Raw genomic sequence first — 21,264 nt, 5'->3', positions numbered from 1 at the left:
TTTATGCTCGCGAGAAGCTGCCGGAGCGGCTGAATTTCGTTAGCGATGCACGTCAAACGGAGCTGGGTTATCTAGCAAGATTCCAGCTCCATTGCCTGAGTCATAAGAAAGCCTTATGAACGCGTTCAGCTAGTTCACAGTTAACTCTTCAGTAACCTCGTCAACCCATGCCTGAAACTGCTGTAGCGTCTTAGAGTGTCGGCGTTTCAATCGGAATTCATTGCATATGTATTCGACAGGATTCTCGGGCGATTTTTCAATGGCCAATCGAGCAAGTCCCAAGGCTTCAGGATGAGGTATTTCTGCCCAGTCCCTCTCCTCTTCCCAAGGTGCGAGCCCTCGCCATGGGATTTCATCGACGATGTCATTCGGGGATAGCCAAACTACAGGCTTATGAATGTTATCTCTTTTAATTCCTGCCCAGGGGGTGAGCAATTCAAATATGTGCTTGAGCTGTTTTTTACTTGTCCTTGATAGGCCATGCAGGTTGGCAATATCAAGTGCCAATTCATGAAGTGTAATACCATTTTTCTGGGATAGAATTGATTTTGCTATACCCACAAGTGTTTCCTTGTGGTCATCGTCGAAGTAGCGCAAATGGCTATATTCGTCGGATGATATCGTCTCTTCTACACGCTCAGCCTCTTCTGTCAAAATATCATCCACAGGTTCATTGTTAGCTGGGCTAATCTGCTCGTCGCCTGGGGCTGACCTTCTGTCCTCTTCTAGTATTTCATTTAACCTGCGATCAATTTTATCGATCGCCTCTTCTGGATCTTGAAAATAGTCTGTAGACCACAGTCTTACTAATCGCCACCCAAGGTTTTCGAGAATAGCGTGACGCACTCGATCACGATCTCTTGCTGAAGGAGATCCGTGATACGTTGCTCCATCACACTCAACGCCTGCCAAATAAACACCTGGATGGTCTGGATGTATTATTCCTAAATCAATTCTGAACTTACTAACTCCAATCTGAGTTTGAACCCTCCACCCCTTATCTCGTAGTGCCCAGGCTACAGATTGCTCAAAATCGCTATCGAATTGGTCTACCCCATAATCTGCGGTCGCTTGCTCTGCTAGAGCAATAGGCCCCTTCTCAGCAAATTCTAAATAGTGTTTTAGATGTTCAACTGCCAATGCCGACGTACGGCTAAGATCAATCATTGAAGAGTCAAAACTCGAGAATATCAGTACTTCACTGGTAGCCCTTGTGATCGCTACATTTAAACGGCGTTCGCCACCGGACTTATTCAATGGCCCAAAGTTCATACTCATCGTTCGGCCATGTGCTTCGGTAGGTCCGTAGCCCAGGCTGAGGATAATAATGTCACGTTCATCACCCTGCACAGACTCCAGGTTCTTAACAAAAACTCCATCATAAGTATCAGTAGACTGAAAATATGGTTCTATGTGGGGATGTTTTCTACGGGCATCATCCAGTAAATCTTCTACTGTTCGCTGTTGCTCGGTATTCAGAGTTACGACGCCGATAGTCTGGGAAGTGTTTGCAGGATTGGTCAAACGTCGAACAATTTCATCAACGACTGCTGCCGCTTCAATAGGATTGTTCCTTCCTTTACCTTTTGAATAAACGCCATTTACACGATGTAGTGTAACTGCAGACTGCTTGGTGTCGGACGATGGATATGTAACGAGCGAGTTCTCGTAATACTTACTGTTGGAGAAGGCAATAAGTGTTTCGTGCCGGCTTCTATAGTGTCCCTTCAGTCTCAAATGAGGCAGTCGTGCGGCTAGAGCCTGATCCAGAATAGATTCAAGGTCTTCTTCATCTGGATCATCTACATTCACTGCCCCACTAAAGAAGCTGGTCGGCGGCATCTGTTTAGGGTCACCGACCACAATCACATTTTTCCCTCGGGCAATTGCCCCTACTGAATCCCACGTAGTCATCTGCGATGCTTCATCAAAAACGACCAAATCAAAACCGTTAAAATCTGAGGGTAAAAATTGGGCAACTGACAATGGTGACATCATCATACAGGGACATAGGTCCAGTAATCGCCCGCCCATTTCATTGAATAATGAGCGTACTGGCTTATGGCGTGTTTTTTTCTGCAGCTCCCTGGCCAATAGCCCAAATTCTTTAGGGCTACTTTTGGCGAATGGATCTGGAATCGCCTTTGCTGCGATCGCTGCCACATAGTCACTGGTTGTTATGGAAACTTCTTCGTCGAGCTTTCGGAAGTCATCAATCAATTGCTCATGTGTAGAGGCCTTAAACTGCCGCAACTCTTCACTCTGATCGATCAGCTGTGGCGCCAACCAGCGACAGAATGCCGTGAGAGCTTGATCTTCAGCATCGTCCGACAGAATAGTTCTGGCTTCTAGATCTTTGGTGAGATTATCGAGCTTGTAACGTGACAGTTCTTCTTTCGCAGAAAGCCATTCACTCCACGCCTTGAATTTGACTGCTCCAGTGAGCAGCTGCTCAATAGCTGGTGTTACTTCTTCTAACGTGGCGTTTTCATCAAACGAAAGCTCTAGTTTTTCAGCTTCTTCAGCTATGGCCTTGTAGGTTGACCAGTACTGTTTAAACTCATGTTTCTGTTTTAAAATTTTAGAGCTTTCGAGAAAATCACGTCCATCAACTAGCCTTGACTTAATCGCAGTAAGCAAGACGGCAGGATCGTCGGTTAGCGCTACTGCGTCGACCAGAGCGTGATACGCTGATTTTCCTATTGATGCTGACTGTTGAAGACTTTCAGAGCTGGTCTCCCAGCCATGCCAGATGTTGTCAGATTCGAACTGGCCTTTAAGGGAGTTTATGTCCTCTTGAAGTGCAGCAGCTTTTCCCAGATCAGGAAGGACGTCAAGGTCGCTGAATTTCGAGTATCCGAGCTTTTTCACTGCCCCGTTTATCTTGAATTTGACCAAGACCCGCTTAAACCAACTCTCTTTGGCTTCCTCGTACATTTCCACCCATTCGGATACAGGGCTTTTAGCTAGCATTTCTGCTGTAACCTTATACTCTATAGTATCGAGGGCTTTATCAAATGAGGCTTTAGCTCTGCTTAATTCTTCTAGATCGTCTAACGATTCTTTCACGCCTCGTTTAACGATATAGCCGAGGGAGTTTGATTCGGCTAGCTCAACGAGGTTTGCTAGCTGATTGGCACGAACAAGATTGTGCGGTGTGTTTTCCGGCAGTTTAAGGTTGAAGCTGGATACAAGAGTCGCTGCAGAACGGTAGACTTCGTTGAGCGATGTTTGATATCGGTTTAAACAGTCCAAAACCTGGTTTTGCCACGCGTTAGACCAGCTTTTTGCGAGGATTATACGAAACGGTGTAGGATCCAAGCGGGATATATCGTTATACGCCAATGCAGACTCTTTAACTGCAGCCAGCATATCATCTAGCTTTTCTTGGCTGTTAACTGGTGCACTGTTGAATCCAAGGGGCCAATTAATACTTAGTGAATGTTTGTCTTTGTAACGCACATCTCTAGCAATCGCATCACGAGCGGAGATGCCATATATCGATTTTTTGTGAAGTACCTTTACAAAACCATTGAGTTTATCTCGTTTCTCTTTGAGTGCTCGAACGGAATCAACCCATCCGGCGCTCTGCGACTCGTCGCGTTTATCGGTAGCCATCCTCAGCTGTTCCAACACGGCTTTTTTATTGGCTTTATTACTGTGTAGCTCGAGGCACAAATGGTCGAGTCCAACCTTTTCCATGCGCCGATAAACAACGTTTAGGGCCGCCATTTTCTCAGCGACAAATAGTACCTTTCTACCGAGTGCAAGATTGTGGCAAATGATATTTGCAATGGTTTCCGATTTACCTGTGCCAGGAGGGCCTTCAAGCACGAAATCTTGGGGTCTACCAGAGGCCTCTACCGCAACTAATTGGGAGCTGTCGCAGTTGAGGGGTGTGAATACCTTTTCGGGATCGACCTTCTCATCAACTTCATCCCTTAGAACGAAGCTGGCGTCCTGAACATATGCATCCTGGGGATGGTCAACGAGGTGTTTAACAAAAGGGTTATCTTTCAAGTCGTCGAGGCGATCTTTCAGATCCATCCACATTAGATATTTCGCAAAGGAAAACGACGCTAGCACCAACTCTTCGACAACTTCAAACCCAGGTTGTTCAGCAATCGCTGCACGTACTGTGTTCCAGACAAGAGCCACATCTACACCGGACTCATCTTCAGGCATAGATTCTCTGAACTGATTCAGGTCTATATTGTGCTCAGTGTTCAGAAACTCAATGAGCGTCATATTAAAGATCGGGCTTTCATCAGGTAACTGACGAACTTTGACGGGTGCTCTCGCACTGCTACGTGTAAGTTCTGCCGGGATCAGGATTAAGGGGGCTCGGTATGAACGATCATCCTCCGGATTCTCCTTCCAGCGCAGCATGCCCAAAGCCAGATATAGCGTGTTAGACCCGCCCTCCTCTAGATCATTCTTAGCCTTCCGAAGAAGATTGACTGCATTTTGCTCGAGTTTCTTCCTGGACATGTTGGCAAGGAGAACATGCTTGTTGAGCTGCTCTAAAGCGTATTCCCGATGAATATCGGACCCAGCCTGTAGACGAAAGGTCTCTCCACTGCGTTCCCTGTCATTGAGAGGACTTTCTTCTGAAGATAGGAATTTGAACGACGCGCCGTCAGCGAGACTATCCTCCATTGCACCGATATCAGGACAGTAGAGCTTTATTGCCACAGCGCGGTCTTTTAATGACAACAATGAATTGCGTTTTGTTAGATCAAGCAGCTTCCTTTGCCAAGTATCAATACGTGTATCTGGTGTTTCATCGATAACTTGTTCATCCGCTCTGACCGGAGGAAGCGGCGGAATAATCGGTAAGCTTAGCGCTGTATCTGAGTCGGAAGGCTTTTCCTCCAGCTGTTCTTCAATGGTGGAAATTGGCTTAATCTTTCTCGCACGGGCCTGTTTGATATCAATCAAATAGACGAAGTCGACCTCTTTGTCCTCGCTAACTAGGTTCCGTGCGTGCTCCTTAGACTGCTCAAAGGTCACAGGCGAATCATTAGTGACAAGCGTGCTTTCAAAAAGTACTAAATCGCGTGCATCAATACGTTTACGTAGATCCATGGGATCATCATTGGTTAAAACAGGAAAATGCTCATCGATCAGCCAGACACCAACGAATGCGTGATTTTTCGTTATCGCTACTACCGGATTTAGGCCCATCGCTTCTAGGCAGCTGGCAAAAAGCAGCGATGTGTCAAGGCAGGCCGCAATTTTAGAGGCGCTGATGTCAGCGGCTAGCCGTATACGTTGTCCGTGCCTGGCAAAACCCTGCGGTGGTGTAACGTAGGCAATTCGTTGAGCGAATATAACGTTCCATAATGCGGCGGCCATCATGTAGGGCTTTTCACGAGTATTAGATTGGTAGCCATCGATGCTTCTTCCGTGGCCACCGTTTTCCAGCATTTCCGCCACTTGCCGTAATAAAGATTCAACATACAGCCCGTTGGGTTTCACGAAGGCAGCCAACAGGTCTGGCTGTCTACTCTCCCCGCCCCAAAAGTTAGCGGGAAGGACCTCAATGATAAATCTAGAAGTCGTTAAGGCCTCATCAGTGTTGTCTCGTAAATTGACTGAAAGTGAAACGGAAACCTTCATTTCTTCTGTTAAATTAAACAACAAGTCATGCGGCACGTTGAGCGGGCGTTTTTGAAGCGAGATCGCTTGTCCTGGACGAATTTCATCGATAGACCATTCTTCTGGAGCGAAGATTTCGGGATCCGAACGTAGCGTGACAACCAAGTTCTTTAATAGTGCGACTGGTGCATTTTCCACTGGCTCTTCGGGCGCGGTTGGCGCGTACAAGCTAATTGACCTGAATATTGGATACGCATTTTGTTGTGCGGCCAATGAGAAGGTGGATAATTGATCTATCTTTAACTGAACGGCGGGCTCAGATGCCATTGGTTCATCCGTATTCGTAGAATTCATGTCAGAACTTTTCTTTCAGAATATTTTGCTAAAAACTTATTGTTATACCGCAACCGCAGTTCGATCAAATACTGCCGCAGTGGCAGTTCATTTAATGAGCCATATCAATGCAAGCCGCATGGAGGTCGCTACTACCAGGGCTTTTCGGTCCTACTACCTGATTGACCGCTGTGTAATCCCATTCAATGAGTACGGACTGAATCGGAAAGGCTACCACTGACGCTTCCGCGGGGTGAAAGAGTTGGTTGGATTGAGGGGTTGAAAAACCGCTGTTGCTGTGCCGTTTGTGTATCATTTCGCCTTGGTCCGTGGTGGAGTCCAAGCGCCATTATGCGCCTCTATTTTGCCTGACACAATTGATGGAGATCAGAAAATAGCCGTTAAAAACCGGTCAGTAACTGGTGCATCTCCAAGTTGTTAGAGGTGATTAGCCTCTATATTTAATCGTATTTAGGAGTCAACACAAAAAAATTTTTTTAAATGTTTCCACTATACATATTTAGTCTTGATTTGAATCATTTCGATATTGCTAGCTTTAGAGGGAACTTCATTGGAGAGGGTCAAAATATATTAATAGAGTATATTTGACGTGTGAGGCTCACAAGGAAATATCAAACTAAAGGGGCCATTCTTTCAGTATATCACTAGTAATATACTGGTCAGACTCATACTTACTTAGAAATCTTTTGAAATCCATCCCAAGCTTTCCCGGCGAGGATTTGGACATCGAATCTAAGTCTTTCAGTACAAAGCCTACCTTCACAGCCCCCTCGATATTAGCTTGGTACTTAGTCAACACTGCATTCCAGAGGAAGGAAATAGGACGAGCCCATTCTCGCAAATTGCCGCTATGAGATAAAGGTACAAACTTCCCGCTAGAGTCAAGTATCCAACCATCTTTTGCTTTTGATCGCCGATTCTCCAGAGTGACAAATGTCTGCTCGTCCAAAAAACGAGCCCCTAATGCTTTGAAGCTACTCTTTGTGTGCACTGTAATTTTTCCATTTAAAAAGCACACCACAGGAAATCTAATAACAGGACCCATTTATTATCCTCAATTAATTGCCCTTTCCAATGCACACTTAAATTTGAATGAGCCACTTTGCCGTTGAGTCACATGTGTTTGGGTGGGTTGTGCCCACCCTTTTCGTTATAAATTATCTGACACGGGGTTACAGCCGATTGTCATCTAGGTACTTTAGCGCAACACTTAATGCTTCATCAGGCTTTGTATTGATATCTGGCTGGATTTTATATACTAGCTCGCCACGTATCTAGGTTGACAACCCTATTGGCAGCGCAATAATTCCCAATCCTCAGAAATTTGTAAGGTCTCCAAGTTTGATTCAGGTGCTGAATCTAATCATTGCAGGAGGAAAAGCTCAGGATTTCATTGTGTTAGCAGATAAAGTTTTATTAACTGTAAAGGGTTCATTTGTACTAATTTATTGCGGTATATGTTGATAAAATATTAATCGGCACCGGGATTAAATTCTCATTTGATGTATCAGGGTGGATTTTAAATATTACTTCGATGCCAAATGATAAAGGTCTTATGACATGGAATATCATCACATTAAATACGAAAAAGATGGTCCAGTAACCATCATTACCCTTAACCGCCCGGAAGTTAAGAATTGCATTGGGACACGTGCTCACCGCGAGCTGGTGGATGCATTCGATCGTTTTCGTACCGATGACGGAGCTAAAGTTGCGGTAATCACCGGCGCTGGCGATTCTGCATTTTGTGCAGGGGGTGATTTGAAAAGCAATCTTGCTGCAACCGAACCCACTAATCACCCCGATCCTGACGTGGCTGTTTTATGTCCTGTAGAGCCCGCTGATATTGCCCGGCATAACCGAGGAGAAGCTCCAGGTATTATAGGTCCATCCCGCTGGACCGATATTTATAAGCCTATCATTGCGGCTGTGAACGGAATTGCTTATGCGGGTGGCTTTGAGTGGGCATGTTTTGCCGATATGCGGATTGTAGAAGAGCACGCATCCTTTGGAATGACTTGTCGTCGTTGGAATATCGGCCTAGCCGATGGTGGTACTCAGCGTTTGCCGCGTATTGTTGGTATGGGGCGAGCGCTGGAGTTAATCATCACGGGAAAAGTTATTGATGCTAAAGAAGCTTATCGCATTGGGTTGGCCAACGAAGTGGTGCCAAAGGGAGCCGCATTAGATCGTGCCGTAGAGTTAGCACAGTATATCTCCACCCTTCCCCAGCCAGCGATTCACTCTGATAAAGAAGCTGCCATCCGTGGTTATGGAAAGGATCTTGATGAAGGTCTACGAATTGAGGCTGAGTGCTTTAACCGATTATTCAGCGACTCTGAATCCAAAGAAGAGCTGTCCGAAGGCTTGAGGCGTTTTAACGAGCGCGATCATCCTGACCGAGTACGGGGACAAGCCAAAACACCCGGCATTATTCGTAGCGAAATGGAGTAATTGTGATAAGCCAAAAGAAGGCTGTATTCAAGAGGATGTATTGTTTAGGGGCTTAGATACCACGAATATCTCGGACAATATAGTAGAGGCCCATAGTGGCTATATGGGCCTCATTACTTTGGTGAATCAGTGGGGTTCTTATCGTCACTTTTATGATCTGGACAGGCGCCCTCTTCCCAAGGCCCAGTCTTTATTAGACGCATGAATCGGATGCATGTTTTTTATTTGCTGTTACGCTCAACCATTCGAATCCATATCCTTACTCCAGGCCATTGGCAAAAACGCATCATCGAGACTGACATTCAGATTGTGGGTAGAGTAATTCGAGAGTACTTTTAGACTGGTTCCAACTATCACCTCTAGAACTGTCTCTTTCGTATAACCTGCTGCAAGAAACGCCTCAACCTCCTCTTCTGTAGCCCATCCACGTTTCTCATTGATAATGACACTGAATGCTCGGAGCGCTTCGAGTTTAGGATCATCGAGTTTTTTGCCACTACGCAGCGCCTTGATGAGATTTTCATCTACACCGGCCATTTTGCAAACTGCGGTATGCGCAGCCATGCAGTAGGTGCAACCGTTTAGGCGGCTGTTTGTCATCAGGATTATCTCTCGCTCTGTTTCGCTCAAGCGAGATTTATCGAATAATCCCATAAGTGTTAGGTAGCTCTCCACCATTACAGGTGATTCGGCCATGGTTGCCATTAGATTGGGTACAAATCCCATTTTCTTTTTAGCGGCTTCTAGAGTGGGCTTAGAGGCTTCTGGCGCTGTTTCAATTGTGTAACGTGTAAAATTGACCATGAGTCTTACCATATAAGTTGGGTTTTACGGTGCTCGATATCGATTTACATTGAGTGCTTCCACCTCTTTGGCGCTAGTCAGCGCTAAAGAGGTGGAGGTGTTTACATACTATGCAGTTGTAGACTGACTCAGCTTTTCAAGTACGGGAAATAAGTCGCTGGGTTCGGGGCGACGTGTATAGTCAGGATTCACCTCCGCATATGCGATTGTTCCATCGGTATCTATGACATATCTTGCAGGCATAGGTAAGTTCCACGCGCCGTCACGATGGATGGTCGGGAGTTCGACTTTGAACATCTTGTGGAACTCAATTACATAAGGTTGTAATGTCCAGCGGATACCAAACTCTTCAGCAAGTTTTCCACTTTGATCAGTCAGAATTGGGAAGCTTAGCTTGTTATCCCTCTGAGATTTGCGGCTTTCAGCGGGCCCCTGCATGGAAATAGCAACCAGGGTTGCGCCACGCGCTTTGATCTCTGCAGCAACTTCTTCTAACGCTTGCAGCTCAATATTGCAGTAAGGGCACCACACGCCTCGATAGAACGTTAGAATAACGGGCCCTTTGGCTAGGAGTTCTTCCAGGACAAGGTCGTTACCTTCTGAATCTGGCAATGTAAAGTATGGGACTTTCTCCCCTACTTTAATCGAACGTTCAACTTGGCCACTAGCAGCCAACTCCTTGGATGATCTGGCAAAGGCTTCAAATGCTCCTTCCGGGGCCTGTTGCTTAAATACTTCTTTGAAAGCATCTAGTTTGTCTTGAAGAGACATAACCTATTCCTCTAATGGTTTAAAGTTTGGAAGCGCGAGCTTTGGGTAAGCCTTCGATGTGACCTGGCTAATTCTCCAATTGGTCTCTATGCAGGTACTTACGCCAAACCACTATTGGGAAGATTAGTTACTTTGATTTGCGCTATAAACATGCTATTTTGATACTCATTGTATCCATTAGGGACACAATCTGTGTTTCAACAAGCCCATTTGAACGAAATAGTTGTATTTATTGCCGTTGCCGAACATGGAAGCTTTACAAAAGCGGCGGCATCATTGAACTCAACCAAATCAGGCGCTGGTAAGGCAGTGAAGAAGCTTGAGGAGGAATTGGGTCTTAAGCTATTCAACAGAACCACACGAAGTATCAGGCTGACAGAAGAAGGCAAAATATTTCTAGATGCCGCAAAACATGCGTTAGAAACAATCAGTGAGGCCAGGCTTTTGCTGCATGCCAGAAAGGATGAGCCTGCCGGACGATTGCGTATCAATTTGCCAATAGGCATAGGCCGAAATATTGTCAGTGCGTTAAAGGGGTTCACGCAGTTGCATCCCAAGGTTACGGTCGAGGTCTCTCTTTCAGACAGTCTAGAGGACGCTATTAGAGGTGAATGGGATGTCGTCGTGAGGATTGGTGAACTGGAAGATAGTTCTTTTATCGCAAAAAAAATATGTGAAACCAGACGTATCCTGTGCGCTTCACCTGAATATCTTTCACAAAAGGGTATGCCAAAGACTTTGGAAGATTTAAAGGAGCATGATTCTCTTGTTTTCCGTGCACCTACAGGAAAATTGAGAGGCTGGTTGTTCCAAGAAGATGGAGGCCCAATTACTGAATTTTCCCCCTCACCGCTAGCAATATTCAGAGATGGACGAACTCTGATTGACGCAGTGGTAGCCGGTATGGGAATAGCTCAGGTATATGATAAAGCGCTTGGCTTTTCTGTTCAAAATAGTGAAGTTGTTGAGTTATTCCCAGAGAAAGCAGTTCCAGGACCGCCTGTTAGCGCACTGATTCCCAGTGGTCGAGCGATGCTGGCAAAGACCAGAGTCTTTATCGAGTTTCTAAAAAAGGAACTGAGTTAAGCCCCGGATTACTAGGTGGACTAGGAGCAACCTAAATTCCAACTAGTGCTGTTTCTATTGTTCTTTACAGCCCAGCTCTCGATAGTTGACGGTTCTTTACTGTTGCAAGGCTTCAAAGTTCGATATTACTCTCTGTAACATCCGATATTAATTAATGTATCTTTGAACCCAGGCTCCAATAACATTACCGACATATTCAGCATCTGATTTTTTCATAAGCAAATGATCGGCTTTGTCTAAAGAAATAAAACTTTTAGGATGGTTCGCAGCAGCGAATATTTTCGCCGCATGCTCAATTGAAACAGTGCTGTCTAGTGGTGAATGCATTACTAGCAGCGCTTTCCTTAATTCCTTAAGGTTAACCAAGACGTCTGCTTCATTTATATCATCAATGAATTGCTTCTTTAGCGTAAACTCTCGGCCAGCCAGAACCACTCTTGCCTGACCTGTTTTATTGATGCTATCGAGTTCCTCTTTAAACATATGCTGGATGTGTTTAACATCACTTGGAGCAGCTATAGTAACAACAGCTTTAGCTGTCTTTATCATACCAGCGGCTTTCAAAACGGCAGCACCTCCAAAACTATGCCCAATTAACAATTTTGGTGCCTCGAAGCGGTTTTCGATTTCATTGTAAGCACTAAGTAAATCATCAACATTGGATGAAAAATTAGTATTGGAAAAATCTCCATCACTATTACCCAATCCAGTGAAGTCAAACCTTAATACTGATATCCCTTTACTGGTTAATGACTTACAAATATTGCTTGCTGCAATAATATCTTTTGAGCAGGTAAAACAATGTGCAAAAATTGCATAAGCCTTTGGGGTTCCAACAGATTCCTCTAACTTGCCCTTTAATTCTACGCCATCACGATTTGGGAAGTTAAACTCCATGACGTTCTCCAATTTCAATTACTTATAGAATACTCTAATCTCAACAAGGAAAAACCCCTGTCTATCATAGAAAGGGGTATGTAAATATGTGATAGTCTTTTATATGTCAACTGATATAAGGTAGACCTGTATTTGCTTAGGCATCGATAGAATCTTCAGGCTTTATATAATCCATATTGGTTGTTCTAAGGCATTTACTTAATCCAGGTTCAGGCCTGCGACAATATTGCTAGCTAGACAGTTATCTTTCACTCTTCATGGGCCTATCGATAAGCTCTATGAGAGATTGATATTTTACCTCACTAGGCGGTACCTTTGAGAGTTGGGTTAGCATCTAAAGTCTGCGGCTTTGAGCCTTCAAAAACATGCAGAAACGTTGTCGGGTCTGGGCGTCTCCGATAATTGTCGGTCTCATCACCGAATATAACCGTACCATCTTCATCCAGTGCTATCACTGTGGCCATAACGGTATCCTTAGGGTACCCAGGCATTCCTGCAGGGGAACCGCCAATATCTTCAATGCCTAGAGCTTTAGCACCCATTAAGTTGTCATCTTGAAGAATTTCAAAATGACCAGGTAGGTCAAGCTTGTCGGCTAACTTCCTTGAGTTATCGTAGCCTTGGTTAGAGATAAACTTTACCTTCACATCATATTGCTTAAGTGTCTCAGCATACTTCTTCACTTCTTTTAACTGGTTCATACAAAATGGGCACCAGTTGGCTCTAAAGAACACTAATAGTGTTTTAGATTCGTCAAAAGAAGTGGAAGACACACCTGATTTATCTAATCGATTAAAATTCATTTCAGGAAGTTTTTGGCCTTTTGATATGGCCTTGCTCTTTCTGCGGTTGTAAACGGAGAATGACCAGACATACCAATGAAGGGATACGAAGCCCAGGGCAGCAGCTGCAATAGGAACGTACTGAGACAAGGACATTGGAGCCTGGTTCGAATAAGTTGAATAAGCAACCAGTGCAACTCCTAAAAAGTTAACGGCTTGAATAACTGGCAGCCTTTCTGATGTTCTTGAAATGCTGAACACATTTGTCAGAACCATCAAGAAAAATGGTAAAGGCAAGGTCGTTAAAAGTGCGCCGACCCAAACCGGATCGCCGCCAGACATATAGATCATGATGCCGGACCCTACTCCGCCAAGCATGTTTAATAGAATCATTGGTAAAATAAGTTTTGCTTTCATTTCAAGCTCCTGAAGCGTTGGGTTAATGTCCAAAACTTGCGATCTACCCTAGTACATCACATTGACTCAATAATTAGTTCAAATAGAGAAACAATGTTGCGAAAACGGATACAATGCTTTTGAGATGACTGCTCCAAACGGCAGTTCCTGCGTTATGTCTGGTGTGTATCGCAGCGTTGACAGGCCGAAGCGATTAGTTTTTGAAGTCCACGAGCATTGCAATCTTAATCTGCCAAACAGCACCGAGTCGCAAGAAAATGCATCTTTGGTTGAAGTTGCATTCAGGGGCTCTGAGCTTGGTACCATCGTTACTCTGACACATACGCTTCTCAACACTGACTACGCAAAACTGGCAAAAGTCAGTTGGACTCAATCAATTCGTCAAATGGAAGCTGTACTTACCGAATCTTTCACGAGCTAGTGTTTTCTCTAATGGGCTGGATTAATGAGTTAATGTAAGTTTTCTTTGGATCAAAAATATAATCCAGCTAGCGATAACAAATGGTGCGGTTAATACAATAATATCAGCGCTCATAAAAGCCATTGCGATTGGAACGGTTAATATGCTCCCTGCAAGTGGGGCTAGCCATCGCTTACGACCATTTGATAATGCAATAGCGCTCAAAGATGCATTGTAACCGAAGAGCCCGGCAAGAATTAAAGTGGGTGATAATGCCAGGAACATGGCCAGTGATGTGGCCAGCATTCCACCAATAATACTCCAAAACGCATGAGATTTATTCGAGATAAAAATCCCAATTAAAAAACAAATACCTGTAATGGCATTGTTCTGAAAGATGATTTGACCAATACCTTCGAATATCCCCCAGGTTGAGGTGTTTTCGTTAACGATTGCTGCAGTTGGCGCTAGATCTAGTGCTGGAGCCAATATCCATATAGCCCATATCACCAGAATGTAGGGTGCAGTATAAGGCGGAAGGACAAAGTTAAGCAGCATAAAGCGCATGATCAAGACTGTTAAAGCACTTCCACCGACAATCAATAAAACAGTCATTAAAGATGGAGCATATAATAAGAATATGACTACACCGATCAAAGCTCCATTGTACCCAAATAGTCCGTCTTCAATTTGTTTTACGGGGTAATTAAGAATAGTTGCACAGGCAGTTGCGCTGATAACCCCAATTGTGACCCCTATAGCCATGGTAATAGAGTTAACTGTTACTCCGAGTATGAATAGAAAGCCACTCAAGGCGTTTCTTTGTAGGATGACCTGGCTAATTCCTCTGAAGATACTGACAAGACAATTTCCGAGTTTTGTAGTTATTGGCTTTGTCATAGTATCTCTATTACAGCCTTAATTCGAATTAGTTAGTGTGGCTGCCAGATTTTGAGCCAAGTGAAATTAGAATATATTGTGTATGAGATTAGCAAAGGGGTTATCCATTATCTTTCTTAATCTGAATAAGTTGTAATTGACCCTACCCGCTCACTTGTTCACGGTCATAAATATACTATTAACTTTAGGTTATCCAGAATAAGCCATGGGCAATACACAGTTACCAGGTAAGCTCGATATATTGTAGTGCTACTTAGTTGACTGTCACGTTCTGACCAGAAGCCTGTAGTCTGCTTTAGCTTATTAAATTTTCTTCATACCTGTGATTGAATGTGCTTCCCCAAAAACCATCTACAATTCAACACACCACTTAAGCGCCGTGGGTAGTACTTTAAGCTATTCCGGTGTATATGGTTAAACGATACTTTCGGTAGTGAGGTAGCAAGCATGTTTAACAACGTAGGTTGGATTATCGAGGGAAAGATAAGAAAGGGACATGAAGCGGAGTTCAAAGCTGTTGTGAATGAGATGGTCGCAGCAACTAAGAAAGAAGGTGGAACCCTGAACTACCAGTATTACGTAACCGATGATGGAAACGTGCTTATCTATGAGCATTTCAAGGATTCCAAATCCGCTCATAAGCATATTGACTCGTGGGACAACTTTGCCGATCGTTGGATAGCGGCTGCTGAACCGACTCGCTTAGTCCACCTGGGAGATATGCCACAAGATCTTCGGGAGCGTCACTCAGGCCTGCAATCAACTCTATACCACCCTTACGCTGGATTTGAACGTTCAGGCGGTAAGGCTCACTAACCGTTTAGGGAAGAAAGTAAAGGTGTAAGACTTTCACCAGTTGAGTTGATAACTACATGTTTCAAGACAACTGGTGAAGGTTGGGTACCCTTTCATTTATAAAAAGTTACTCCAGCAGCTTCATGGAATCCCATATTTCTCAGCCAATCGATCGATTTCTGCTTGTGATCTGGAATTATCTGGACACTTCGCACCAAACCATGGGTTTAGATCACTATCTGTATTTGTAGCAGGTAGCTCTTTAACATCAAAACAACGGTCTCCAACTTGAACAAAGGTTCCTGTCGAGGTCTGGTATCTGTTTTCTGTAGGCTGATATCGACGGACTTTGTTGCGTTCCCTGGCTATTTTTCTCTCGAGTACGGGATTGAATACAGTCGGTTGTCGCCCTGACCTTGGCGCAATTGGGAAATCCTCGGAATGGGGCCTTGCCTCTAATGCTCCTTCCAATTTGGGTGGTGGCTCTTCTATTTTGGTTGGCTTCACATTATTCAAACTATCAGGTATTGGCGGGCTAGTAACGGTTACTACATCTGTCGGAGCGGTATCCTGCTCTGATACTACGCTCGGTTCTTCAGCAGTTGGCGGAGACGTAGAAGGCAGAGGAGTAAATGGGGCCAGTAATTTGACTTCTAGCGACGTGTTGGTTCTAGGAGTTGGACCTGGAGCTATTGATACTGGAACAACTATCAGTGCTATATGGGTTCCAATAGCAATAAGTACTGACACTGCAAAGCGCCAATTTTGGGTGGTTTTGATGTTGGAGAGTGAAGGTGTCGTCGTATTAAAATCCATCTACTTCGTAGACCATATCTCAATAGACCTGGCCAAAATCCTTTTCCGAAAAACTCTGTGATTAGTGCGATAACAGGTAGGACTCCCACAGATCTTATAAGTTCTTTGGAGGCTCCAACTTCACCTGGTTGTTACTTTATGACAATGAGGCCATCGCCCTCCTCCAGTTAGCCTTCTTCGTTCCTGAATACACAGAGAATCGCCCCAGGGTTCCTAGTCAAACAAATCCTCTGTTGTGGTCAACTCCAACCGGACACTTTCCTAAGCACATTTTTCAAATTCGATAGGGGTTACGTCCCCCAGTGTTGTATGTATCCTGCGTGAATTGTAATACGCAATATAGGCCCTCACGTCTGTTATCGCACCCTCCCTTGTCGGATAGAGGTTTCCTGTTAACCATTCCCGCTTCAGGCTACTAAAAAAACGCTCAGTAGGTGCATTGTCCCAACAATTTCCCTTGCGGCTCATTGAGCACACCATTCCATGCTGCTTTAGTAGCGCTTGGTAGCTATGGCTGGCATACTGGCTACCTCGATCAGAGTGATGCAGCAGACCTTTTGTTGGGGTGCGCAAATTGATAGCCATAACCAGTGCACGACTTGCCAGGGCCGTCTCCATCTGGCGGTCTAAGTGCCAGCCAACAATCCGGCGTGAATAAAGATCAATTACCACTGCTAGGTATAACCAACCCTGCAAAGTCCAGATATAGGTAATATCCGTAGTCCAAACTTGATTTTTAGCACTCGGTGAGAAATCCCTATTTAGAAGATTCTCAGCAACTGGCAGTTGGTGCTTGCTATTTGTGGTTAGTGTAAATCGCTTCTTCTGTTTTACTACCAAGCCGAGCTTTTTCATGAGTTTGCGGACTCGATAACGCCCAATTTCAAAGCCTTCTTTGCGCAACAGCTTCATTAACCGACGGCTTCCGAGACTCTCACGAGATTCTGCAAATAAGGCCTTCAATCGATGGCATAGTTGCCAAATCTGGCCATCTATTGGGCTATCACTACGACGACACCATTCGTAATAGCTGCTCTTATTTACTTGCATTACTTGGCAGAGCACTCTAACTGGAAAGCTACCTTGCTGCTTTTTAATAAATTCGTACTTTATTTCATTTCTTTCGCAAAGAAGGCGCTGGCCTTTTTTAGGATTTCCTTCTCCCTCCGCAATTGCTTTACTTCACGTCGCAGTTGATCCAGTTCAGCTCGTTCGCCCGAATCCAACCTTACTCCGCTCTCTTCCTGCTCCAGCTCCTTTATCCAGCGTCGCAGATTGTTAGCAGTGGTTCCTACAGCCTCTGCGGCCTTGGAAATCGAATACCCTTGTTCTGAGACAAGAGCTACGGCGTCTTTCTTGAACTCCGGCTTGAATTTCCGGCGTGTACCTTTTGTTGTCATACTTCACCTCGCTAGGTAGTTTTACCATCTTAACGAAGTGTCCGGAAGGATTAGACCACTACACTCTTAGCCTTACTGTAAGAAATTGCACTCCAATACGACCAAGATGGGTATCTAAACAGACTCTCTTCAAATTGGGGCTTATACCCTGCCACTAAGGATATGGATTGTATGAAATTTATCCGCTTAGCTCTTCGCACCTTGATCGCCGCTACATTAGTTTTTTCTATGCCATTCGCTCTAGCATCAGAGCCATTTTCCGAAGAACGATTCAAGGAGTTACAAGCCGCCAAACGACCCATTTTGATTGATGTGAGAGCAGATTGGTGCCCAACCTGTAAAAAGCAGGGCGAGATTCTGGCGCAGTTTCAGAGGGACAATGCCCAGTGTGGCCTTACGATCCTGAATGTGAATTTCGACTCCCAGAAAAAGTGGGTTAAGCACTTCCGCGCTCCTCGGCAATCAACGCTACTACTGTTTAATGGAGAGCAACAGGTGTGGTTCAGTGTTGCCGAAACTCGTGCCGATGTAATTCAGCATAATATCTTCGATTCAGTTAAGGCTTGCACTGACAATGCTTGAGCTTAGCGCCATCCCCCTGGCTTTGATAGCGGGTACTCTCAGTATTCTCTCTCCCTGCGTTTGGCCATTGGTGCCAATGGTTGTCGGGGCTTCTAATAGTGCCGGGCGCTGGGGGCCGTACGCGTTGGCGATTGGGCTGAGCTTGTCATTTGCATTAGCTGGTACTGTGCTGAGCTTTCTATTGGTCTCCTTAGGATTAGACCCAGAACTCTTCCGCTATATTGCCGCGATAATGTTAGTGGCGGTTGCACTCGTCTTGTTGATCAAACCACTTTCCGATTGGCTTACCTTACGCTTATCAAAAATCACCGCAGGGGCGAGCATTACCGGTGATGGAGCTTGGGCTGGGCAGTTTGGTATTGGCTTCCTTACCGGAATCATCTGGCTGCCATGTGTTGGCCCTACCCTGGGTGCCGCTATAGCACTGGCTTCCATGGGCCAACAATTGGGGCAGTCATTTATGGTGATGTTTGCTTTCGGACTAGGTACCGGTATAGCGCTTTTAGTGGCTGGGGGGCTATCGAGGCAGATTTATACTCGACTGTCACCATCAGTTGGGGCTTTCGCGATTGGAGGCAAAACAGTACTAGGTCTTATACTATTACTACTCGGGGTACTGGTCTTGAGTGGGCTTGATAAGGTAATGGAAGCCTGGGCTTTGAATTGGATTCCCGAGTGGACTTTCAGTTTTTGATGGTCTTTTAGTGGTAAGCCAAGCCATATTGGTTTTTATGGGCCGGGTATTCTTATTCGGCCTTCTTAACTTGGAATCACAAAATTAGCCTTACGACTCAATAGGTACTCGCTCCCTTCATCGGCGTGAATGCGCACTTTTCATATTGGAGGATTTACGGTGGTAGAAATCGAGTGCCTATGGGAGTGCAATGATGGATTGGGCGAGACACCGATTTGGTCAGCGGAAGACAAGTCTATCTATTGGGCTGATCACGTTAACCCCGAACCTGACCCCGCTGATGCCCGGCCTCCATCCATAAGAAGTTTCAATATCGAAACAGGCGAACGCAAGACCTGGGAGATGCCTGAACAAATAGGCTCCTTTGGCTTCCGTCGTGGAGGCGGAATGATCGGAGGTGGATGCTCCGGTTTCTTTGCGATCGACTTGGAAAACAGGCGTGTCGATACAATCGTTAATCCTGAACCCGGTAGGCCCCACAGTCGTTTGAATGATGGCAAAGTGGACCGCTATGGGCGTTTCTGGTGCGGTAGCATGGATGTGCGTTTTAAAGACAAATCTTCCTATCTCTATTGTTTGGAACCCGATCTAACCTACCGAAAGGCCGATAAGGATTTTCGCTTTGTTGTAGCCAACGGCATTGCTTTTGACCCTGAAGATACGCGAATGTATTTCGGGGATACCTTTGGACATATGGTTTACGTATTCGATCTGGATATCATTGACGGCCGGATTAGCAACCGGCGCCCTTTCTTCTCCATTGAAGACCGACAACCAGGAATTGTCGACGGTGCAACGGTAGATTCGGAGGGGTTTTACTGGTTTGCGTTGAATCTTGGGGGCAAAATCTTGCGAGTAGATCCTAAAGGAAGGCTTGATAGAGAGATCGACCTGCCGATTCGCAGCCCTACCTGCATCGCTTTTGGCGGTAATAATTATGAGACACTGTTTGTCACATCTCAGCAGTCATTCCTCACTAAAGAGGAACTGGCTCGACATCCTCAACCGGGCTGTATCTTAGCCGTTCACGGGCTTGGAGTTCAGGGGCTTCCTGAGCCAAAGTTCGGCAGTTAATCTGCTGTTGAATGCAACTCTTCAAACAGGCATCCCGAATCTTGCGTTCTGTCGGGCTAGAATCTTTGTGTGTGATAAATCTGAATCGCCAATTGGACAAGAGAGGTGTCAGTTGCGTATCCCTGCCATCCCACCTGAAGAACTCAGCGAAGAACAGAAACCCCTTTACGAAGATATGAGTAATGAGATGAAGGGGTATTTCACAGGTTTCATCAAGAAGCGCAAGGATGGCGCTTTACTGGGGCCCTGGGCACCAGCACTGCAATATCCCAGGTTTGGAAAGCCCTGGTGGGACAATATCAAGGCTATTGCAGACAAACCCACGCTTCCTAAGACCGCTCGGGAGGTTGCGATTCTAATCACCGCGGCTCATTTTAAAGCGGGTTATGAGCTGTACTCCCATACGGTTATTGGTGAGAAAAGTGAGTTGGCAAGGAGCAAAATTGCCACTATCGCAGCGGGCCAGCGCCCAATAGACCTAACTTTTGAGGAAGCCGCTGCTTATGATGTCGCCGCATCACTTGCAGCTGGAGGCCGCCTGCCAAAGGCTACTTGGGAGATGGCCGTGAGTGCTTTTGGTAACGAGGGCGCCGCCGAACTGGTCTTTCTCGTGGCTGGCTATCATCAGGTCTCTGCCATTTTAAATGGTTTTGATATTTCCATACCCAGTGATGGAAACTAGGAAACCTCTCGTTGTATGGGAGAGTTCAGGTGGCCAATTTCATCTGCACACACATCATACTCAGCTCGCGCCTGAAGGCGAACACCACGGCAAAGTAACCACCGATACCCAGGAGTATATGACTGACTGAAAGGTGTGCAAAATGTATGTTTAATAGTCACTTTAACTCTTCGTGGAGTTGTCTGGCCGGCTGTAACTCTAGAGAATGCGAAGGTAGGATAGACGCTAAGAAGATTGGTAAAATAATAACTAGCGATACCAACCAGGAACTGTAAATTCCCGCTTTATCAATACCCCACTTAGTCTTCAGCATTTATATTGTTAAGTTGTAGTTTGTAACAATGAAAAATTTTCTGAGAAAAGCCTACGTAATCTACACTTCTCTTTTGGCAGCAGGAATGCTCTCAATGCACATTCTTGCAAAGGATAGGTATTCCGAAGCCCTTGGTCCCCCAGTTTGGTTTGCCTTTACTTCTCAACTTGTACTTTGGCTGCTGGTAATGCCAGCTCTATTTCTGAACAAGAAATGGGCATACTTTGCGTCCATTTCTGTATTGCTGTTCCACCAACTGACATTTGTTGCACAGGGAACTTGGAAGCCAGATAGTTTAGGATTTTTTGGAATCTCGTTGATATTGTTCTACTGGTTCAGTGATGGGGAGATCTTCACTAAAAGAGGTTCCAGAAAAGCTATTAAAACAGACCCATCGAATCGATACGCTCCACCTGAATCGGAGTTGTAGACGCCAGTGGGC

General features: G+C 45.2%; 17 protein-coding genes and 1 pseudogene. 9 read left to right on the top strand and 9 right to left on the bottom strand.

Annotation, left to right across the window (positions count from 1 at the left end; genetic code table 11):
• Positions 1–129: 129 nt before the first annotated feature.
• Together proA and ACJJIE_RS06060 are read right to left on the bottom strand one after the other, a co-directional pair.
• Complete coding sequence (proA, locus tag ACJJIE_RS06065; protein ID WP_444893925.1) at positions 130–5,928, bottom strand: anti-phage protein ProA; 5,799 nt, start codon at positions 5,926–5,928, stop codon at positions 130–132.
• Positions 5,929–6,571: 643 nt separating this feature from the next.
• Positions 6,572–7,000 carry a hypothetical protein gene (locus tag ACJJIE_RS06060; RefSeq protein ID WP_444893924.1) on the bottom strand — a complete coding sequence of 143 codons (429 nt, stop codon included), beginning with the start codon at positions 6,998–7,000 and terminating at the stop codon, positions 6,572–6,574.
• Between the two features lie 515 nt (positions 7,001–7,515).
• On the opposite strand from ACJJIE_RS06060, the gene ACJJIE_RS06055 reads away from it, so the two are divergent.
• Positions 7,516–8,409, top strand: a complete 894-nt coding sequence (locus ACJJIE_RS06055) for an enoyl-CoA hydratase-related protein (protein ID WP_444893923.1) — start codon at positions 7,516–7,518, stop codon at positions 8,407–8,409.
• A 237-nt stretch (positions 8,410–8,646) separates the two neighbouring features.
• On the opposite strand, the gene ACJJIE_RS06050 is transcribed toward ACJJIE_RS06055, so the two are convergent.
• A complete protein-coding gene (locus ACJJIE_RS06050) occupies positions 8,647–9,213 on the bottom strand; it encodes a carboxymuconolactone decarboxylase family protein (protein WP_444893922.1) in 567 nt (188 codons plus the stop codon).
• A gap of 108 nt (positions 9,214–9,321) precedes the next feature.
• Complete coding sequence (locus tag ACJJIE_RS06045; protein WP_282932839.1) at positions 9,322–9,984, bottom strand: peroxiredoxin-like family protein; 663 nt, start codon at positions 9,982–9,984, stop codon at positions 9,322–9,324.
• A 192-nt stretch (positions 9,985–10,176) separates the two neighbouring features.
• Here ACJJIE_RS06045 and ACJJIE_RS06040 point away from each other — a divergent pair, with 192 nt between their 5' ends.
• Entirely contained in the window at positions 10,177–11,070 is an 894-nt protein-coding gene (locus tag ACJJIE_RS06040; RefSeq protein WP_444893921.1) for a LysR family transcriptional regulator, read from the top strand.
• A gap of 147 nt (positions 11,071–11,217) precedes the next feature.
• On the opposite strand, the gene ACJJIE_RS06035 is transcribed toward ACJJIE_RS06040, so the two are convergent.
• Both ACJJIE_RS06035 and ACJJIE_RS06030 read right to left on the bottom strand, forming a co-directional pair.
• A complete protein-coding gene (locus ACJJIE_RS06035) occupies positions 11,218–11,967 on the bottom strand; it encodes an alpha/beta hydrolase family protein (RefSeq protein WP_444893920.1) in 750 nt (249 codons plus the stop codon).
• Between the two features lie 302 nt (positions 11,968–12,269).
• Positions 12,270–13,166 (bottom strand): peroxiredoxin family protein, encoded by an 897-nt coding sequence (locus ACJJIE_RS06030; RefSeq protein ID WP_444893919.1) that lies wholly within the window; start codon positions 13,164–13,166, stop codon positions 12,270–12,272.
• A 124-nt stretch (positions 13,167–13,290) separates the two neighbouring features.
• Here ACJJIE_RS06030 and ACJJIE_RS06025 point away from each other — a divergent pair, with 124 nt between their 5' ends.
• Positions 13,291–13,587 carry an SRPBCC family protein gene (locus ACJJIE_RS06025; RefSeq protein WP_444893918.1) on the top strand — a complete coding sequence of 99 codons (297 nt, stop codon included), beginning with the start codon at positions 13,291–13,293 and terminating at the stop codon, positions 13,585–13,587.
• A 21-nt stretch (positions 13,588–13,608) separates the two neighbouring features.
• On the opposite strand, the gene ACJJIE_RS06020 is transcribed toward ACJJIE_RS06025, so the two are convergent.
• Entirely contained in the window at positions 13,609–14,466 is an 858-nt protein-coding gene (locus ACJJIE_RS06020) for an urea transporter (RefSeq protein WP_444893917.1), read from the bottom strand.
• 447 nt (positions 14,467–14,913) lie between these two features.
• Between ACJJIE_RS06020 and ACJJIE_RS06015 the strand changes: the two genes are divergently transcribed.
• Positions 14,914–15,282 carry a putative quinol monooxygenase gene (locus tag ACJJIE_RS06015; RefSeq protein ID WP_108733199.1) on the top strand — a complete coding sequence of 123 codons (369 nt, stop codon included), beginning with the start codon at positions 14,914–14,916 and terminating at the stop codon, positions 15,280–15,282.
• 120 nt (positions 15,283–15,402) lie between these two features.
• On the opposite strand, the gene ACJJIE_RS06010 is transcribed toward ACJJIE_RS06015, so the two are convergent.
• Together ACJJIE_RS06010 and ACJJIE_RS06005 are read right to left on the bottom strand one after the other, a co-directional pair.
• Complete coding sequence (locus tag ACJJIE_RS06010) at positions 15,403–16,077, bottom strand: hypothetical protein (protein WP_413661973.1); 675 nt, start codon at positions 16,075–16,077, stop codon at positions 15,403–15,405.
• Between the two features lie 261 nt (positions 16,078–16,338).
• A pseudogene (locus tag ACJJIE_RS06005) lies at positions 16,339–17,477 on the bottom strand (IS3 family transposase).
• Between the two features lie 171 nt (positions 17,478–17,648).
• Here ACJJIE_RS06005 and ACJJIE_RS06000 point away from each other — a divergent pair.
• The 5 genes from ACJJIE_RS06000 to ACJJIE_RS05980 all read left to right on the top strand — a co-directional run bounded on the left by ACJJIE_RS06000 (position 17,649) and on the right by ACJJIE_RS05980 (position 21,252).
• Positions 17,649–18,059 carry a thioredoxin family protein gene (locus tag ACJJIE_RS06000; RefSeq protein WP_413661972.1) on the top strand — a complete coding sequence of 137 codons (411 nt, stop codon included), beginning with the start codon at positions 17,649–17,651 and terminating at the stop codon, positions 18,057–18,059.
• Positions 18,052–18,753, top strand: a complete 702-nt coding sequence (locus tag ACJJIE_RS05995) for a cytochrome c biogenesis CcdA family protein (protein WP_444893916.1) — start codon at positions 18,052–18,054, stop codon at positions 18,751–18,753. Before ACJJIE_RS06000 ends, ACJJIE_RS05995 begins: the two co-directional genes overlap by 8 nt.
• A 129-nt stretch (positions 18,754–18,882) precedes the next feature.
• A complete protein-coding gene (locus ACJJIE_RS05990) occupies positions 18,883–19,827 on the top strand; it encodes an SMP-30/gluconolactonase/LRE family protein (RefSeq protein ID WP_444893915.1) in 945 nt (314 codons plus the stop codon).
• Positions 19,828–19,939: 112 nt separating this feature from the next.
• Positions 19,940–20,509 carry a carboxymuconolactone decarboxylase family protein gene (locus ACJJIE_RS05985; protein ID WP_444893914.1) on the top strand — a complete coding sequence of 190 codons (570 nt, stop codon included), beginning with the start codon at positions 19,940–19,942 and terminating at the stop codon, positions 20,507–20,509.
• A gap of 341 nt (positions 20,510–20,850) precedes the next feature.
• The gene (locus ACJJIE_RS05980; RefSeq protein ID WP_444893913.1) at positions 20,851–21,252 is read left to right on the top strand and encodes a hypothetical protein; all 402 of its coding nucleotides are present in this window, start codon (positions 20,851–20,853) and stop codon (positions 21,250–21,252) included.
• Positions 21,253–21,264: the final 12 nt, after the last annotated feature.

The sequence above is a fragment of the Microbulbifer maximicatervae (SeqCode) genome (assembly GCF_052467325.1).
This window is presented reverse-complemented; position numbering and strand designations above follow the sequence as displayed.

Excerpts from the sequence above, each read along its gene's own strand:
- ACJJIE_RS06035 (WP_444893920.1), bottom strand. The coding sequence starts at position 11,967 with ATGGAGTTTAACTTCCCAAATCGTGATGGCGTAGAATTAAAGGGCAAG.
- ACJJIE_RS06055 (WP_444893923.1), top strand. The coding sequence starts at position 7,516 with ATGGAATATCATCACATTAAATACGAAAAAGATGGTCCAGTAACCATC.
- ACJJIE_RS06000 (WP_413661972.1), top strand. The coding sequence starts at position 17,649 with ATGAAATTTATCCGCTTAGCTCTTCGCACCTTGATCGCCGCTACATTA.
- ACJJIE_RS06025 (WP_444893918.1), top strand. The coding sequence starts at position 13,291 with ATGACTGCTCCAAACGGCAGTTCCTGCGTTATGTCTGGTGTGTATCGC.
- ACJJIE_RS06030 (WP_444893919.1), bottom strand. The coding sequence starts at position 13,166 with ATGAAAGCAAAACTTATTTTACCAATGATTCTATTAAACATGCTTGGC.
- ACJJIE_RS06010 (WP_413661973.1), bottom strand. The coding sequence starts at position 16,077 with ATGGATTTTAATACGACGACACCTTCACTCTCCAACATCAAAACCACC.
- ACJJIE_RS05995 (WP_444893916.1), top strand. The coding sequence starts at position 18,052 with ATGCTTGAGCTTAGCGCCATCCCCCTGGCTTTGATAGCGGGTACTCTC.
- ACJJIE_RS06045 (WP_282932839.1), bottom strand. The coding sequence starts at position 9,984 with ATGTCTCTTCAAGACAAACTAGATGCTTTCAAAGAAGTATTTAAGCAA.
- ACJJIE_RS06015 (WP_108733199.1), top strand. The coding sequence starts at position 14,914 with ATGTTTAACAACGTAGGTTGGATTATCGAGGGAAAGATAAGAAAGGGA.
- ACJJIE_RS05980 (WP_444893913.1), top strand. The coding sequence starts at position 20,851 with ATGAAAAATTTTCTGAGAAAAGCCTACGTAATCTACACTTCTCTTTTG.
- ACJJIE_RS05990 (WP_444893915.1), top strand. The coding sequence starts at position 18,883 with ATGCGCACTTTTCATATTGGAGGATTTACGGTGGTAGAAATCGAGTGC.
- ACJJIE_RS06060 (WP_444893924.1), bottom strand. The coding sequence starts at position 7,000 with ATGGGTCCTGTTATTAGATTTCCTGTGGTGTGCTTTTTAAATGGAAAA.
- ACJJIE_RS06020 (WP_444893917.1), bottom strand. The coding sequence starts at position 14,466 with ATGACAAAGCCAATAACTACAAAACTCGGAAATTGTCTTGTCAGTATC.
- ACJJIE_RS06050 (WP_444893922.1), bottom strand. The coding sequence starts at position 9,213 with ATGGTCAATTTTACACGTTACACAATTGAAACAGCGCCAGAAGCCTCT.
- proA (WP_444893925.1), bottom strand. The coding sequence starts at position 5,928 with ATGGCATCTGAGCCCGCCGTTCAGTTAAAGATAGATCAATTATCCACC.